Raw genomic sequence first — 16,945 nt, 5'->3', positions numbered from 1 at the left:
ACAGGCAGGGCCCGTGCGCCTTGCGACGCGCGGGCCCTGCCGGGAGTGCTGAGTAAGGCTTCGGTACCGCTCAGTCTTCGAGTTCGGCCTTGGCCATCTCCACGTCCAGCCGTTCGGTGGCGTCCAGCGGTTTGCTGGCTGCGGCCTGCTCGTACAGCTTGGTGGCTTCCTTCATTTTTTTGTCGCCTTCCAGCATGACGAGGCCGTTGGCGTATTCGATCATGCCGATGGCCGAGCCCGGGTGCAGCTTCAGCGCGTCCTTGTAGAGCGCCAGGCCGATGTCTTTTTTGGCGCCGTAGGTCATCCCGCCGATCAGCGAGCCCACCTTGTCGATCACCTCGGCATGAAAGGCCGCCAGCGCAATGTGCGCGTCTGCGTGCCTGGGTGAGAGCTTGATGGCCTGCTCCAGCGAATTCTTCACCTTGGTCCCCAGGCCCTGGGCCAGCGCCTTGGCCACGCTGATGCCCTGGCTGTAGCGGCCCAGCGCATAGGCCTGCCAGTACCAGGCGTTGGCGTTCTTCGGGTCGGCTTTTTGCTGGGCTTCGGCGCGTGCGGCCACTTCCATGAACATGTCCAGCTTGGCCTTTTCCTTGGTTTCGAGGTAGGTGGCGTACATGCTGGTGGCCTTGTTGGCCACGGTGATGCCGTCGCCGCCGGCCTTGGCGCCGGCTTCCGCCGCTTTCTGGAAGTCGCCGTTATGAAACAGTACCCAGGCCTGCAGCACATCGGCATCCTTGGGCAGGGGCTCGCAGTCGCCCTGGTGCAGGCGGGTCCAACTCTTTTTCAGGCTGGCGGCATCAAATGTGTAGTCGCCGGCGTGGGGAAAGGCAGTCCATTTGGCCATGTGTGTTGTCTCCTTGGTAAAAATTGTTGGTGTTATGAATGACGGCAGTTTGACGGAATTCAAGCCGGGTTGCTGTAAGCCCCGACCAGCGCCTGCAGGTGGGCGCGCTGGCCTTGCTCAAGATAGGGAATCAGCAGGTTGAGCACGTGGTGCGCGCCGCGCAGCAGGGCGGCCTGTGCGTTGGCAGGTTCCAGCGCGTTGCGCGGGTCGCGCACGTACTCAAAGCTCAGCCAGTAAGTGAGCACCACCACCATGCTGGTGGCCGTGGCCTCGACCTCGCGCGAATCAATCGTCACAGCGCCGGAGCGGCTCATGCCGTCCAGCAGGGCTTTCACTGCGCGGGTCTTGTTTTTGAGCACCCACTGGAAGTGGGTTTCGAGGCGGCGGTTCTTGCTCAGCAGGTCATTGAGGTCGCGGTACAAAAAGCGGTACTGCCAGATCAGCTCGAACAGCGTGTGCATGAAAAACCAGGCATCTTCCACATCGCGCACGCCGTCGCTGGCATTGAGCAGCTCGCTCAGGGATTTTTCGTAGCGGTCAAACAGCGAGTTGATGAGCTCGTCTTTGGCCGGGTAGTGGTAGTACAGGTTGCCGGGGCTGATGCTGAGCTCGGCGGAGATCAGCGTGGTCGACACATTGGGCTCGCCAAAGCGGTTGAACAGGTCCAGGGTGACCTCCAGGATCCGTTCTGCTGTACGGCGCGGCGCTTTTTTCGCCATAAGTTGTCTACCTCGTGTTGTTCTTTACTCTAACCCAGCGTTTCCCCGGGCGACACTAGGGAAGTCCATCAATCCGCACGGCGGTTTGCAACAAGGTGAACGGGATGGCACGCACCTTTGGCAAACCTTTGGGTTAAGCCCGGGCCGACGCGGGCAGCTTGTGCGCGGCGGGCCGCAGCGCGTGGCTCAGATCTTCCATCACGTCTTCGAGCGAAGCAATGGCGCGGCCCACGCGCGTGGCTGCAGGCCTTTCAGTCACCAGGTGGCGCCTGGGGTCTTCCAGAACGTCCAGGTTCAGCGACACACCGTGCCGCGCCAGCGTGGCAGACAGCGTGGTCTTGCGCGAGCGCAGCATCTGACGGGTGTTCTGGTAGGCGTGCTCGGCCAGCTCGCGGCGTTGCCGGTAACTGAAGGTATTGGCCAGGAACATCTCGGTGTCGCGGGCGTCAGGCTCCAGCAGCACGATGTCGGTGCCGGGATAGGCATGCGCGTAGTGCTTCATGCCGAGCTCCAGCCGCGAGTGGATCATCGAGCGGAAGGTCTGGCTCATCACGGCGGGCAGGCCGCCTTGCACGATGCGCGGAATGGCCTGCTTTTCGGCCGGCAGGCCCCGGCGCATGACGCGCTGGTTCATGGCCAGCGCGGGTGCGCGGGTGGCGTTGAAGGGCACCAGCGGGTTCAGGCAAAACATCAGGTCAACGCCATCGTCCAGCGCCACGCCGGCGTGCATGGTCTTTTTCAGCGCGCCGTCCACGTAGTAGTGGCTGTCGATCTCCACCGGCGGAAACAGGCCCGGCAGGGCCGAGCTGGCCTGCACGGCTTTGGAGATGGGCACGTGGTCCCAGCCGGGGCGGCCAAAGGGCGCGGCGTCCCCGCTGTCCAGATTCGTCGCGACCAGTGTCAGCCGTGTGCGAAGCTGGCGAAAGTCGTTGGTGCGGCCGGGTTTGGAAAACAGCGCGGCCAGGCGCTTGTCGATTTCGTCATTGGAGAAAACACCGGTGGGCAAGGCCGGGCCCAGCGCCTCCAGCGCATTGACCAGCGACTTGCGCCCGAAAGTGGCGCGCCAGGCCGCCGACGCCAGCAAGCCGGGCAACATGATGCCGCGCCGCAAAAATTCGCCGTATGCCGGCACCATCAGCCAGGCCGGGTCAAACACCTCCGATGCCTGGTCGCCGTTTTCAATGAAGGCGGCGCACAGCTCGCGCGGCGTCATGCCGTTGGCCAGGCCCGCCGCGATGAAACCGCCGGCGGACACGCCGACATAGTGGTCCAGTTCGGTGAATGAAAGCCCCTGCAGGGATTCGTCGAGCGCGCACAGCGCACCGATTTCGTAGATGGCGCCCAACGGACCGCCGCCTGACAACGCCAAAGCAATGCGCGGCTTGGCAGGGCGTTTATTTTTTGCAGGCTTGGCTTGGGTCATGGCAGGAAAGTGTAGACGGCGCTCCTGGAACTATTTGCTGCTCTGCAGCAAAGTCAGGGTGCTGGGTGAGCTGTGGGGCGATTGGGCGCGGGCGTAAAAAAAGGGACGGCATGTCCCTTTTTTCCAGAGCACCGTGTGCTCAGGCCGATTTGCGTGCAGCTGGGCGTTTGGCCGCGGGGCGTGCCGCCTTTTTGGCGGCGGGTTTTGCCGCTGCGGTTTTGGCTGCTGGCTTGCCGCCCATTTTTTGCACATTGCGGTTGAGCTCGTCAATGCGTGCGATCAGGGCGTCCACGTCTTTGGCGGAAGGCACGCCGAGTTTGTTCAGGGCCTTGGCCACGCGGTCTTCGAAGATGTTTTCCAGCTTGTCCCACTGGTGGCCGGCCTTGGACTGGATGTCGGTGGCCATGCTGGCCATCTTGTTGGTGGCTTCAGAAATTTTGCCTTCGGCCACGGCCTGGGTCTTGCGCTGGATGGACAGGCCTTCCTTGACCAGGGTCTCAAACACTTTGCCGCCTTCTTCCTGCGCCTTGGAGAAGGCGCCCAGGCCGGCCAGCCAGATTTGCTGGGCGGATTCCTTGACGGCACCGGACAGCTGTGGGCCGGACTTCTTGTCGGCGCTCATTTTTTGCAGTTTCTTGACCATGGTTTACTCCAGACAGTTTGTGGTTATGGAACTTCGCGGGCAGTATGCCGCACGCACGGGGAAAATATAAGCCCTCCCTGTGACGGCGTTTAGGTGTTGCGTTCTAGAACCGTGAACAGGTTCTAGGCATGCGGCTCTACGGAAAAGTACGTGCAGTCAGGCTGAGCGCGGGTTTCTGCTGAATAGAGAGTCATGCCGTTTAAGCAAGAATCACTTTTTGACTTGGCCGTTCAGCGGAGGAAACACAAATGCATTATTTCGTTACAGGGGCCACAGGCTTCATTGGCAAGCGCCTGGTAAAAAAACTTCTGGAACGAAAAGGAACGACCGTTCATTTCCTGATCCGCAAGGAAAGCGCCGGCAAAGTGGCGGCGCTGAGGGAATACTGGGGTGTACCCGCCGCCCGCGCCGTTGCCGTGCACGGCGACCTGACCAGCAAAAAGCTCGGTGTCAGCAGTGAAGACATCAAGAAACTCAAGGGGCAGGTCGGGCATTTTTACCACCTCGCTGCGGTGTATGACCTGAGCGCCGACGAGGAAAGCCAGGTGGCCGTCAACATTGACGGCACCCGCAACACGGTGGAATTTGCCAAGGCGATTGACGCCGGCCACTTTCACCATGTGAGCTCCATCGCCGCTGCCGGCCTCTATGAAGGCGTGTTCCGCGAGGACATGTTCGAGGAAGCCGAAAACTACGAGCACCCGTATTTCATGACCAAGCACGAGAGCGAAAAAATCGTGCGCAAGGAATGCAAGGTGCCGTGGACGGTGTTTCGCCCTGCCATGGTGGTCGGCGACAGCACCACCGGCGAAATGGACAAGATCGACGGGCCGTACTACTTCTTCAAGCTGATCCAGCGCATGCGGCAGCTGCTGCCGCCCTGGATGCCGGCAGTGGGGCTGGAGGGCGGGCGGGTCAACATCGTTCCGGTCGACTTTGTCGTCGATGCGCTGGACCACCTCAGCCACAAAACCGGTATTGCCAAAAAATGCTTTCACCTGGTGGACCCGGTGGGCTACCGCGTCGGCGATGTGCTGGACATCTTCAGCCGCGCAGCCCATGCGCCCAAGATGAACCTGTTCGTGAATGCCGCCCTGCTGGGCTTTATCCCGCGCGGCGTCAAAAAGAGCCTGATGGCGCTGGCGCCGGTGCGCCGTGTGCGCAATGCGGTGCTGGCCGACCTGGGCCTGCCGGAAGACATGCTGACGTTTGTCAACTACCCGACCCGCTTTGACTGCCGCGACACCCTGGCCGCGCTCAAGGGCTCGAACATCGATTGCCCCAACCTGAAAGACTACGCCTGGCGCCTCTGGGATCACTGGGAACGCCACCTGGATCCCGATCTGCATATCGACCGGTCGCTGCGCGGCACCGTCAACGGCAAGGTGGTATTGGTCACCGGTGGTTCGTCAGGCATCGGCCTGGCGGCGGCGCACAAGTTTGCCGATGCGGGTGCCATCACCATCATCTGCGGGCGCGACCAGGACAAGCTCGACGAAGCCTGCAAGGAAGCCAAGGCCAAAGGCTATAACTTCGTGGCTTACCCGGCCGACATCGCCGACATGGTGGATTGCGACCGTTTCATCAAGGAGCTGATCGCCAACCATGGCGGCGTCGACTTCCTCATCAACAACGCGGGCCGCTCCATCCGCCGCGCCATTGAGGCCAGCTACGACCGCTTTCACGATTACGAGCGCACCATGCAGCTCAATTACTTTGGCTGCCTGCGCGTGACCATGGGGCTGTTGCCCGGCATGGCTGCCAAGCGCAAGGGCCATGTGGTCAACATCAGCTCCATCGGTGTGCTGACCAATGCACCGCGCTTCTCGGCCTATGTGGCCTCCAAGGCCGCGCTGGACGCCTGGACGCGCTGCGCATCCAGTGAGTTTGCCGACGTCGGCATCAGCTTTACCACCATCAACATGCCGCTGGTGCGCACGCCCATGATCGCGCCGACCAACCTGTACAACAACGTGCCCACGCTGTCCCCTGAAGAGGCCGCCGACATGATTGCGCAGGCCTGCATCTTCAAGCCGGTACGCGTGGCCACCCGCCTGGGCATCACCGGCCAGCTCATGCATGCGCTGGTGCCGCGCATCGCCCAGATCGCCATGAACACCAGCTTTCGCATGTTCCCCGACTCATCGGCCGCCAAGGGCGACAAGAGCGCCAAACCGACGCTGTCGGCCGAAGCGGTGGCGATGCAGCAGATGATGCGCGGGATTCATTTCTGAGCCTGTTTCAGGCTTGATGCCAAACGGGCCTGGTTCTCCAGGCCCGTTTTTCGTTGGCGGCGCCGCGGCTGGGGGATAATCCCGGTCCAGGCGCCGTTGCCGCACGTGTGCCGTCAACAAAGGCTATCCATGATTCTGGTCACTGGCGGAGCCGGTTTTATCGGAGCCAACTTCATTCTGGACTGGCTCGCGTTGCACGATGAGCCGATCCTCAATATCGACAAGCTCACCTACGCGGGCAACCGCGACAACCTTCGTGGGCTTGAGGGTGACAGCCGCCATGTCTTTGCGCACGGCGATATCGCTGACAGCCGGTGGGTGGCCGGCCTGCTCGCGCTGCACCGGCCGCGCGCCATCATCAACTTCGCGGCGGAGTCGCATGTCGACCGCTCCATCGACGCGGCCGAAGAGTTCGTCCAGACCAATATCGTAGGCACTTTCCGCCTGCTGGAGGCCGCGCGCGCCTACTGGTCGGGGCTGGAAGGATCAAGCGGCACGAACTTTCGGTTTTTGCAGGTGTCGACGGATGAAGTCTATGGCTCGCTGACGTCGGCGGCGGCGGCTTTCCGCGAAGTTGACCGCTATGAACCCAACAGCCCTTATGCCGCAAGCAAGGCGGCCGCCGACCACCTGGTGCGTGCCAGCCATCGCACCTATGGCCTGCCGGTGCTTACCACCAACTGCGCCAACAACTATGGGCCCTACCAGTTTCCGGAAAAACTGATCCCCCACATGATTGTTGCAGCGCTCGAAGGGCGGCCCCTGCCGGTCTACGGTGATGGCCTGCAGGTGCGCGACTGGCTGTATGTCAAGGACCATTGCAAGGCGATCCGCATGGTGCTGGAGGCCGGCCGGCCCGGTGAGACCTACAACATCGGTTGCCAGGGAGAAAAAACCAATCTGGATGTCGTGCGCACGATTTGCCGCCTGCTCGATGAATTGCGGCCGGTGCCGGCCGGCTATGCCGGCTTGATCACCCATGTAGCCGATCGCCGCGGCCATGATGCCCGTTACGCCATCGATTCGAGCAAGATCCGCCATGAGCTGGGCTGGCATGCTGACCAGAGCTTCGAAGCCGGCCTGCGCCACACCGTGCGCTGGTACCTGGACAACCCAGGTTGGCTGCAAGCGGTGCGTGAGCGCGGCCATACCGGGTGAGTCCATGCTGAAGATCCTGCTGTTCGGCAAGAGCGGGCAATTGGGCGCGGAGCTCTTGCGCAGCCTGGCCGCGTTGGGCGAGGTGATTGCACCTGATCGGAGCCAGCCTGGCGGCGACCTTGCCGACAGCGTTGGTATCCGGAACGCCGTACTCGGAGCCAGGCCCGATATCGTCGTCAATGCGGCGGCTTTCACCGACGTTGATGCGGCCGAGGGCCAGCCTGATATGGTCAACGCGATCAATGCCGATGCACCGGCCGTGCTGGCCCGGTCGTGTGAAGAGACCGGCGCCTGGTTTGTTCACTATTCGAGCGACTATGTCTTTGATGGCAGCGGAGGAACGCGGCCGTGGACCGAGGACGACACCGCCTTGCCGCTGAACGCCTATGGCCTTGGCAAGCTGCTCGGCGACCAGTTGGTCGCGAAAAATTGCGCACGACACCTGATCTTCCGCACAAGCTGGCTTTATGCGGCGCATGGTGAAAACTTTGCAAAGAAAATCCTGCACAAGTTGCGCAGGGACGGCCGGCTGGCGGTGGTTAACGACCAGTTCGGTGCGCCCACCGCAGCGGCCTGGCTGGCCGACCTGACTGTGTTGGCGTTGACGCGCGTTCTCGCGGATGAGCAATTGGCCGGGCTTTATCACGCGGCTGCCGCCGGTGAAACTTCCTGGCATGGCTATGCGTGTTTTGTCGTTGAGCAGGCACAAAAGACCGGCCTGTTGCCCAGTGTGCCCATAGATGCAGTCCAGCCCGTGGCGTCAACTGCCTACGTGCAGGCAGCCCGCCGTCCATTGAACTCACGACTTGATACTTCGAAGCTGCGGCGGACTTTCGGGGTCGACATTCCCGATTGGCAAACCGGTGTCGCCAAAATGGTTGAGGAGCTCTCATGAAAGTCACCCCGACGGCCCTGCCCGAAGTGCTGCTGATTCAGCCTGAAGTTCATGCCGACGCGCGGGGCCTGTTTCTCGAAAGCTTCAACAGGCGCGATTTTGAGCGGGCAACCGGGCTTGACGGCGGTTTTGTACAGGACAATCATTCGCGCTCGGTTCGCCATGTGCTGCGCGGCCTGCATTACCAGCTCAGGCAACCCCAAGGCAAGCTCGTGAGGGTGGTCAGCGGCAGCATCTGGGATGTGGCGGTCGATGTCCGGCGCTCCTCGCCGAATTTCATGCGTTCGGTCGCGTTCGAGTTGTCGGCCCAGGAGCATCGGCAGCTTTGGGTGCCGCCGGGCTTTGCGCACGGCTTTTTGGTGCTTAGCGAATTTGCCGACGTGCTGTACAAGACCACCGACTACTACGCCGCCGAACATGAACGCTGCATCCGTTGGGACGACCCGGATCTGGCGATTTCCTGGCCCCTGGCTGGCACTGTACCTCTGCTTTCAGCCAGGGATTGTGACGGCGCGACGATGGCGCAAGCCGAGCTGCCGCCATAGCCGCCGCGCGTATTATTTCTTCGACCAGACGACCCGGTTGATGTAGTCGATGTAGCTCGTCACGACACGCACAATTTGCGTCGAGACGAACGGATTTTCGTAGTCGGCAATGGGCAGCACCGGGCGCCGGTTGCGGTCATATTGCGACGTCACGATCTCGATGGCGTCTATCACGCGGTCCTTCTTGAGGCCGCTCATGATGAGGGTGCCGACGTCCATGCCTTCGGGGCGCTCGTGGGCATTGCGCAGGGTGATGGAGCAGAGGTTGAGCAGCGAAGTCTCCTCCGTGATGGTGCCGCTGTCGGACAGCACGCATTTGGCTTCGACCTGCAGTTTCATGTAGTCGAAAAACCCGAGCGGCTTGCCGAACACGATGCGCTTGTCCAGGCCTTCGTAACCAGCCTCCTCCAGCCGTTTTCGCGTGCGTGGATGGGTGGAAACGATCACCGGGAAGCCATACTTTTTGACAAGCTCGGTCAAGGTCTCGAGCAGGTCCTTCAGCGCGTCGGGCGAGTCAACGTTTTCCTCGCGATGCGCGCTGACCAGGAAAAATTCATTGGGCTTGAGGGACAGGCGCGAAATGATGTCGGACTTGTCGATTTGCGGGCGGTAGTGGTCGACGACCTCACGCATGTGCGAGCCGGTCTTGATGATGGTTTCGGGCCGCACGCCTTCGGCGATGAGATAGCGCCGTGCATGTTCCGTCAGGACCATGTTGATGTCCGACAGGTGATCGAGCACCTTCCGGTTGAGTTCTTCGGGAACGCGCTGGTCGAAGCAGCGGTTGCCTGCCTCCATGTGGAATACCGGGATTTTCCGCCGTTTGGCCGCGATCACTGCCAGGCATGAGTTGGTGTCGCCATAGAGCAGGACGGCGTCGGGCTTCTCAGCCTGGAACACTTCATCGGCCTTCATGATGATCTGGCCGATGGTCTGGGCCGCATTTTCGCCGACTGCATTGAGAAAGTGGTCGGGCTTGCGAATCTGCAGGTCTTCGAAAAAAATCTGGTTCAGCTCGTAGTCGAAATTCTGGCCCGTGTGCACAAGAATGTGCTGGGTGTGCTTGTCGAGCGCCGCAATCACGCGGCTCATCTTGATCAATTCGGGCCGGGTCCCGACTACCGTCATCACTTTAAACACGAAGTGCCTCCTCAATAAAATCCAGTTTCCCCAAAAGCGCCTTGACCTGGGCGACATTGAGCCGCTCGGTGTTGTGCGATGTGTAGTCGTCCAGTTGCGAAATCCGCTCTTCGCCATCGCTGAAATACTTGGCGTAATTGAGATCGCGGTTGTCTGCGGGAATGCGGTAGTACGCGCCCATGTCGTCGATCCGGGCCATTTCCTCGCGCGACACCAGCGTTTCGTAGAGCTTTTCGCCATGGCGCGTGCCAATGATCTTGGTGGGTTGGTCGTTGCCGCCAAAGATGTCCTTGAGCGCTTGCGCGAGGTCGGCGACAGTCGAGGCCGGCGCCTTCTGCACAAAGATGTCGCCCTGCTGGCCGTGCTCGAACGCGTGCAGCACCAGGTCGACCGAATCGTCGAGTGACATCAGGAAGCGGGTCATGCTGGCGTCGGTCACGGTCAGCGGCGCGCCGCTCTTGAGCTGCGAGACGAACAACGGGATCACCGAGCCGCGCGACGCCATCACGTTGCCATAACGCGTGGCGCAAAGCACGGTCTCGCCATCGTTTTGCATGCGTGCCTTGGCGACCATGAGTTTTTCCATCATTGCCTTGGACACACCCATGGCATTGATCGGATAGACCGCCTTGTCGGTGCTCAGGACGACGACGCGCTTGACGTTATGGGCGATCGCTGCGTTCATGACGTTCTCCGCGCCCAGTACATTGGTACGCACCGCCTCCATCGGATAGAACTCGCAGGACGGGACCTGCTTGAGTGCTGCCGCGTGAAACACATAGTCAACACCCTTCATCGCCTGGTGAATGCTGTCGTAGTCGCGGATGTCACCGATGTAAAACTTGAGCTTGTCGTTGTTCAGCGCGATCCGCATCTCTTCCTGCTTTTTTTCGTCGCGGCTGAAAATGCGGATTTCGCGCACTTCCGTTGAGAGAAAGCGTTTGAGGACGGCGTTGCCGAACGAACCGGTGCCGCCGGTGATCATCAGTATTTTGTTGTCAAACATGGCTGATTCTTACAGTTTGGAGGAATGCATGGTGTCGATAAGCTCGGGCCAGGCCGGTGCGGTGTAGCCTGTCGCCTCGCGGAAACGGCTGGAATCGAGCGATCGGTCCATCGTAAACGTATTGTCCATCTGAATATCAATGGCCTTGCCGTAGGCTGCGGCGATCAGCTTGAGCAGGTCGTATTTGCCGATCGGGGCAGCGCCAACGTGGTACAGGCCGGACAGCTCAGGCCGTGGAATCACGATGTCGCGGACGATTTCGGCGAACACGACATTCGGCAGACCCGAAAAAATGGCCTTGTTGAAGCCTTTGCAGGAACCCTGTTGTGCAAGGAACCATTCCAGCAACCCGTAAGCGCTTTGCAATTCGTGGCCTATTGTCGAGGTGCGCAAAGTGATCGCGCCCTGGCCCAGCACCTCGCCCAGGAGCTTGGACTTGCCATAGACATCTTTTGCATCGGCCGCGTCGGCTTCGATGTAGTGTCCCTTGGCGCCCGAGAAGACGCAGTCGGTGCTGATATGGATCAAACGTGCCGACGCCGCCAGGCACAGCCCGGCGAGCTGGTGTGGCAGCAACGCATTGATGGGAATCGCGAGCAACGGATCATCAGCTTCGGTATGGTGCTTGGTCAGGCCGATACAGTTAACGACCACGTCAGGCCGGGCGTGGGCAAATGCGCGGATGACGCTGTCGCGGTCGTTGATATCGACAAAGGTCAGCATGCGCTCGGCGATGGCGGGCTCAAAAAAGCGCAGCGCCGCGGCATTTCGCATGCTGCCGAAGACCTGCCAATCCTTTTTCTGGCTCAAGACGCGGATCATGGCGCTGCCGATCATGCCGCTGGCACCCAATACAAGAACTCTCATCGAAAAACCTCAAGAAGATTCCGCCAGTGCGCGGAAATGGTCCATGAGCTGAAGTGTCAGCATGTCATGGTCGAAATGCTCTTTGAAATACCGTTGGCCGTTGGCGCCAAGAGTGGCGCGTTCTGGTGCACTCATCTCAGCCAGCCGAATCACCGCGGCGGCCAGGGCCGGCGCATTCTCGGCCGGAACCGAAAGGCCAGCCCCAGCTTCCTCGACGACGCGGGCACCTTCCCCGTTCAAACAGGCAATTATCGGTCGTCCAGCGGCCATATAGGCCTGGATCTTGTTGGGAATGGTCGCCGCGAAAATCGGTTGATCGGTCAGGGTTACGAGTAACGCTGAGGCCTTTTGCATGAGGCCGGGCATCAATTCGACCGGGAAACGGCCGGGCAGGTGCAGGTTGGTGAGCCCGCGTGCCGCAGCTTCTTCGGCCATCCAGGCCTGGCGGCTGCCCTGGCCGACGACCACAAACTGGACATCCGGACGCTCGCGGAGCAGGGTAGCGGCCTCGACAATGGCCTCGACGGCCTGCCCGGCGCCGATATTGCCGGCGAATACGACGCAAAACGCGCCGCTGTCCATAACCGGTATCGGTGGCGCTGGTGCGTCGCCGGGCGCGGCAAATAGCGGGTCGACCGAATTCGGGTAATAGGCGATCGGTGTGCCGCCGGCCAGTTCGCGAACCTTGGGTACAAATGCCTGTGATTGCACCAGAAGCAGGTCGGTACCTGCGTAAATGCTCTGAACGACGGACCTCACCAATGCCAGTGCACGCCGATTACGCACATAACCCGTGGCCTCCAGACTTTCCGGCCAGAGATCCTGGACCCAGACGGCAACCTTGCAGTTTTTCAGCCAACCGAGGAACAACGCCGGGATCGCCTGGAGGATTGGCGAAGTACCGTAGGCAAAAATGACGTCGTAGCGTTTGCCGCGCAGCTGCCACGCACCAAAAAGAGTGCCTGAGGCGACAAACGACAGATAGTTGAAGACCAGGTTCAACGCGCCCTTTTTCCGGCGCGGCGCAAGGGGTACCCGGTATATCGAGAGGCCGGCCCATGATTCACGCTGGCAGCCCCAGGCCCGGTAGCCGGGAAAAACCGAACCTTCGGGATAATTGGGCTTGCCGGTCAATACATCGACCTCGAAGCCCTTTTCAACGAGCGTTTTCGCGACATCGTTGATGCGAAAGCTTTCTGGCCAGAAATACTGGCTGACGATCAGGATACGCAATTGGGTCACTCTTCGGGGAAAACATGGGCGAGGAATTCGCCGGCGTTCATGAGCGGAAGGGGCTGCTCGCTTTGGCCGAGAAAGCGCTTCACTGCCCTGGCAATGGAGACCGGTGAATGGGGGTCGAATACCTGCTCGGGGTCGACCACGTCGCGTACGTAATCGAGTTCTGACGCCAGGATTGCCAGGCCCGCCTGGCGCGCTTCGATCAGTGGCAGGCCGAACGACTCGAACAGTGACGGATAAACCAGTACCTTCGCCTGGGCGTAGAGGCGCAGGATTTCGTCGTGTGGCCTCGCGCCGAGGTTTTCAACATTCAGACCGTAACGGGCCTTCTTTTCATCGATCCATGCGCAGAGTTCAGGGTGGGCATTGGCGTCGACAGTCAGCCAAAGCCAAGGATGCATGCCGTCATCCGCCAACAAAATCCAGGCTTCCATGAGCCGCTTGTGATTTTTGTGAGGCTCACCTGAAGCTACATAGATGAAGCCGCATGCGCTATCGCATGCCTTCGGGGTGCTGTTTCTCTCATAGCCGGCGCTGGTGCTCACAAAGGGCAGTACCGAAACCGGTTTGCCCTTTGCCAGACCAGAGGCATTCAGCAGGTCGCGCATTGAAGGAGTTTGCACGACGAAGGCTTGCGCGTTTTGGGCCTTGTGGGCGAACCATGCCCTTTCGATCAACAGCCGCAGGCGTGTCCTGAGAGGGAAGCTGGCGAGCGTCACCGGGTCGACGAGATAACGGTTCTGCACGAACACCACGGTGCGCCCTTTCAGCCTGAAGAGCGGTGGCAAATTGCCGAAGCACAGCACGAGGTCAGCCGCCCCCACGGATTTGGAAAGCCACCATTCAGCCCAGAAACGACGCCACACGGTCGGCGCAACAGTAATGACTTTCAGATGCGGAAGATGAGTCTTCGGCACTGGCATGCGGCTATCGAGCAACGCAGTTGTGTCACGACCAGCCGGCAGAGCCTCAAGCAGCGCGCGCAGCAACGACTGCCCTCCGCCGGAGTGCACATTGGTGGCGTGGACAAAAAGGGTTGTTGCCGTTTTAGTTGTCACGTGGTGGCGGGGCTTTTGCCAGTTTCAACTTGTACAGAGCGAACGCAAAACCATGCGTATGGACCGTCCATACCAGCAGGATACCGCAGCCGAGAACCAGAAAATAAGGAATGCTTTGCTGCGGAGCCACGCCGAATTGAACAGCGGTGCTGGCCATCACGACGCCGTAAAGCGAACAGAGAATGGGGTTGCGGGTCAAGGTTCGTATCAAAAGCTCGACAAGCAGCACCAGGAACGTAAAAATAACCATTCCGAGCGCGACAATCCAGAGCGAATTGCTGTAATAGAGGAAGGCCGGCCCGCCAGGCAGGCTTGCAAATCTGAATTTTGTACCGTCGGACTTGAGGTACACAGACTTCGAGATGCTTTGGTAGATATCGGGTTTTCCTATCGCCGGCTTCTCCAGAAAACCGCGACGCAAGAGCGCCGGGTCCTTGCCTGGATAGGCCTGCACGGCCATCAGGCCCTCCAGGCCTATCCATCTGTCAACGCTTAGCTGCAAGAGGCGGGCCGAAAAACCGTCGGTCAGCTGATAACCAAACTCATTGAGTAACAGCCGGGATTGCGCTGAATCCGTGCCCATGGCTTCCGCCCATTTCTTCTTTTCGGCGGCCATGATCGCTTCCAGCTGTATTTTCTCGATATTCAGTTTTCGCATTAATTCAATGATGGGCGGACGTTCCTCTGCCGGCGCAATTTTGAGTTGGGCCTCCAGCGTACCGAGATGGCCGCTGACAATTTCCCAACGGTAGTAGGCCTCGTGATAGGCCGTGCTTGTATACAGACCGGTCTGGTAGAAATAGTTCCGGAATGTCGTGACGGCCGATATGGATATCACCAGCAGCCCGCAAAAGGCAGCGGCAAGCATGATTGTTTTCAGGCGCGACCAGCCCGCCAGCTTGTGCCTGAATTGGTGTAAAACGAAAAGTTGTGGAACGGCGTGAAAGATATAGGCTGCCCGGCTCAGGATCGACGTGCTCGAGAGAAAAGCTTCAATCAAAATGCCATAAGCTGCCAAGGCGGGATTCTTCCCGAGCGTGATGTCCCACCAGGCAAAAAGGGCAACGAAAGTAGCCAGGCCGATGTTGAGCAGCCAGGCTACTACCGAGTTCAGCGGCCACATCAGAGACGCTTTTGGCGCAAGGCCGATTCGATGTATTCCGTATGCCAGATTGACAACCAGCACGCCTGCCGTCGCGAGCGCCAGCGCAAGCCATAGCCATTTCCGATTTGGTTCGTACCATGAGGGCACAATGAGTTTCTTTTCCTCACGCGTGGGGCTGATACGCCTTGCCAGGCCTGCATAGGCTATGCCGCCAGCAATGACACCCAAGCTGGCCACGCTTGCCACCAGCAGTACTTCGTCCCACGCTGCTGGCGCACCCTCGAACAATCCGATGGGCTCGACATATGGGTAATTGAAAATTGTGTGAATCGTCAGTTTGAGCCAGAGCCCGAGCCACAGAAATACCGTCAGGAACAAATAGCCGTAACTGTGTTTCTGACGGCATCCGGTGATCAGCATGGCTCCGGTCGCGGCCGAAAAAAGCAGATAAGACTCCTTCGCGCCGGCGTAGCCAGACAGTCCCAGCGTGAAAAATATGAGCCAGATGCCGACGCCCGCGATCATGATGCTCCTGGCCCACAGGTTTTCCCCCGGTGGCATATCGATGGTTTTCAGGAGTCGCGAAATCATGTTTGTCGTGGTCTGGGGTGTTTGAAGGTCGCAGGTCACAAGTTGTGCTCTGTGGATGTTGGTTTCAAAGAGTTCGTGAGTCGGTGCTGACGCCCGATACCGTTGACTGCAGGAGGTGAAACCATATTGCGTAGAGCCACATATGCCAGAAGCTCAGATCGGGCTGAATTCGCTGAGCGCCCATTACGAGAACCGCGCCGATGCTTAGTGACACCACCACGTTGACGCGTCCGTCGAATGATTTGTTGTCGGCCTTGGCGATGGTTCGCAAGGCGAGCCAGCCCATCGCCGCAAAAAGGCCGATGTAAAAGACCCCACCCACGATGCCGGATTCCAGCGTCGCGACCGCATAACCTACGGCAATCGAGTTCTGCACGGTTTGCATGCCGAGCGCGGCGCCGGTTCCGACCGGATGCGCCTTCAAGTAATCGATGACGATACGCAGCCCCTCTTTTCGGTCATGAAGGGACAATGATTTGCCGGTTGGTGTGGTACTCATCGCATGCGCAGTTCGACGCACGCAGGTCTCACGGTCGGAAGAATGTTCTTTCATGCATCCTTCGACCAGTGTCATGGCGGATTTGTCGCTCAAGTTCTCAAGATACTGTTTGGTGCAGGCGCCGGCCAGGCCGTACATCAGCGCGATGGCGCCTATTGCACCCGCCAGGAAGATCACCAATTTATGATTGCCGACAGACCTTTTGATGACCATCAGAAGCAAAATCAGCACCAGCACCATGCAGAGAAAAAGCCCGGCACCGAGGGACATGCTAAGCATCAATCCGAGCACGATAACGGTGGACCGAAGATAAGCCTTCTCCGCGATGAGGAACCAGAACAGCGCGGGCATCAATGCGAACGCGTAGGTTCCCGGCTCCTCGCTGAGTCCCTGAATGCGGAACACCGGCGTGGGCGGGCATATAGGCGTGTTGGTGATGTAGTAGGCACCGAAGAAAACGTCCGCCGCACGTCCGCCGACTTCCATCGTGCTGAAGGGATGGATGCTGAGCAACACCGCAGCTATGGCGGCAAGCGAAAAAACAACTGTCGCGCCCATCAGGTTCGCATAGATGCGCATGCTTGCGTAGACAAATTTTCGATTGATGTGGAAAAGCAGAAACAGGAAAAACAGGAACTTGGTGAAGAGGATGCACCATTGCACGATGCTGGTCCTCGACGTCGCATGGACAGAAGCAATCAATAGCATGCATAGATAGCCCGCCCCGCAAATCAGCATGAGTTTATGCAGGGGCGTCAGCATCACTTGGTTGCGCTGCGCTGTGAGAGCGACGAACAGACAGATCACGAGCAGGCAGATCGCGAAACCGGCCTGGAACAGCGTGACGTTGAATTGCTTCAGCATCACCGGGAAGAGCGACCACGAAAATACCGTGAGAAAGATCAGCAATACCTGAGAGTCTTTGCTCCATGGAAGCTCAAAAAATGGATTTCTGATCATCTTGGCCGGCCTCGAGCGC

Annotated in this window: 15 protein-coding genes; 4 read left to right on the top strand and 11 right to left on the bottom strand. The window is 59.7% G+C overall.

What is annotated here, in order from left to right; translation table 11 throughout:
• Positions 1-70 precede the first annotated feature (70 nt).
• The 4 genes from AC1DWQ_RS04435 to AC1DWQ_RS04420 form a co-directional block, all read right to left on the bottom strand.
• The gene (locus tag AC1DWQ_RS04435) at positions 71-844 is read right to left on the bottom strand and encodes a tetratricopeptide repeat protein (protein WP_477668539.1); all 774 of its coding nucleotides are present in this window, start codon (positions 842-844) and stop codon (positions 71-73) included.
• Between the two features lie 59 nt (positions 845-903).
• Positions 904-1,563: a TetR/AcrR family transcriptional regulator gene (locus AC1DWQ_RS04430; RefSeq protein ID WP_477666536.1), complete on the bottom strand. Its 660-nt coding sequence runs from the start codon at positions 1,561-1,563 to the stop codon at positions 904-906.
• Between the two features lie 133 nt (positions 1,564-1,696).
• Positions 1,697-2,986 (bottom strand): patatin-like phospholipase family protein, encoded by a 1,290-nt coding sequence (locus AC1DWQ_RS04425; protein WP_477668538.1) that lies wholly within the window; start codon positions 2,984-2,986, stop codon positions 1,697-1,699.
• A gap of 139 nt (positions 2,987-3,125) precedes the next feature.
• Positions 3,126-3,629, bottom strand: coding sequence for a phasin family protein (locus tag AC1DWQ_RS04420; protein ID WP_431098472.1), 504 nt, complete (start codon positions 3,627-3,629; stop codon positions 3,126-3,128).
• A gap of 248 nt (positions 3,630-3,877) precedes the next feature.
• Here AC1DWQ_RS04420 and AC1DWQ_RS04415 point away from each other — a divergent pair, with 248 nt between their 5' ends.
• From AC1DWQ_RS04415 to rfbC, 4 genes are all read left to right on the top strand, one after another.
• Positions 3,878-5,863, top strand: coding sequence for an SDR family oxidoreductase (locus tag AC1DWQ_RS04415; protein WP_477668537.1), 1,986 nt, complete (start codon positions 3,878-3,880; stop codon positions 5,861-5,863).
• A gap of 129 nt (positions 5,864-5,992) precedes the next feature.
• Positions 5,993-7,021: a dTDP-glucose 4,6-dehydratase gene (gene rfbB / locus AC1DWQ_RS04410; protein ID WP_477668536.1), complete on the top strand. Its 1,029-nt coding sequence runs from the start codon at positions 5,993-5,995 to the stop codon at positions 7,019-7,021.
• Between the two features lie 4 nt (positions 7,022-7,025).
• Positions 7,026-7,916 (top strand): dTDP-4-dehydrorhamnose reductase, encoded by an 891-nt coding sequence (gene rfbD / locus AC1DWQ_RS04405; protein ID WP_477668535.1) that lies wholly within the window; start codon positions 7,026-7,028, stop codon positions 7,914-7,916.
• The gene (rfbC, locus tag AC1DWQ_RS04400) at positions 7,913-8,461 is read left to right on the top strand and encodes a dTDP-4-dehydrorhamnose 3,5-epimerase (RefSeq protein ID WP_477668534.1); all 549 of its coding nucleotides are present in this window, start codon (positions 7,913-7,915) and stop codon (positions 8,459-8,461) included. The genes rfbD and rfbC overlap by 4 nt, the downstream gene beginning before the upstream one ends.
• 12 nt (positions 8,462-8,473) lie before the next feature.
• Here rfbC and wecB read toward each other — a convergent pair whose 3' ends face one another.
• The 7 genes from wecB to AC1DWQ_RS04365 all read right to left on the bottom strand — a co-directional run bounded on the left by wecB (position 8,474) and on the right by AC1DWQ_RS04365 (position 16,926).
• Complete coding sequence (gene wecB, locus AC1DWQ_RS04395) at positions 8,474-9,601, bottom strand: non-hydrolyzing UDP-N-acetylglucosamine 2-epimerase (RefSeq protein ID WP_477668533.1); 1,128 nt, start codon at positions 9,599-9,601, stop codon at positions 8,474-8,476.
• The gene (locus tag AC1DWQ_RS04390) at positions 9,594-10,607 is read right to left on the bottom strand and encodes a polysaccharide biosynthesis protein (RefSeq protein ID WP_457281241.1); all 1,014 of its coding nucleotides are present in this window, start codon (positions 10,605-10,607) and stop codon (positions 9,594-9,596) included. Before AC1DWQ_RS04390 ends, wecB begins: the two co-directional genes overlap by 8 nt.
• A gap of 9 nt (positions 10,608-10,616) precedes the next feature.
• Positions 10,617-11,474 carry a dTDP-4-dehydrorhamnose reductase family protein gene (locus tag AC1DWQ_RS04385; RefSeq protein ID WP_477668532.1) on the bottom strand — a complete coding sequence of 286 codons (858 nt, stop codon included), beginning with the start codon at positions 11,472-11,474 and terminating at the stop codon, positions 10,617-10,619.
• A gap of 9 nt (positions 11,475-11,483) precedes the next feature.
• Complete coding sequence (locus AC1DWQ_RS04380) at positions 11,484-12,707, bottom strand: glycosyltransferase family 4 protein (RefSeq protein WP_477668531.1); 1,224 nt, start codon at positions 12,705-12,707, stop codon at positions 11,484-11,486.
• Positions 12,708-12,712: 5 nt separating this feature from the next.
• Positions 12,713-13,771, bottom strand: a complete 1,059-nt coding sequence (locus AC1DWQ_RS04375; protein WP_477668530.1) for a glycosyltransferase — start codon at positions 13,769-13,771, stop codon at positions 12,713-12,715.
• Positions 13,761-15,467, bottom strand: coding sequence for a hypothetical protein (locus AC1DWQ_RS04370; protein ID WP_477668529.1), 1,707 nt, complete (start codon positions 15,465-15,467; stop codon positions 13,761-13,763). Before AC1DWQ_RS04370 ends, AC1DWQ_RS04375 begins: the two co-directional genes overlap by 11 nt.
• Positions 15,468-15,531: 64 nt before the next feature.
• Positions 15,532-16,926, bottom strand: a complete 1,395-nt coding sequence (locus AC1DWQ_RS04365) for a hypothetical protein (RefSeq protein ID WP_477668528.1) — start codon at positions 16,924-16,926, stop codon at positions 15,532-15,534.
• Between the last annotated feature and the right edge of the window lie 19 nt (positions 16,927-16,945).

This window comes from Polaromonas sp. P2_G11 (genome assembly GCF_056403595.1).
This window is presented reverse-complemented; position numbering and strand designations above follow the sequence as displayed.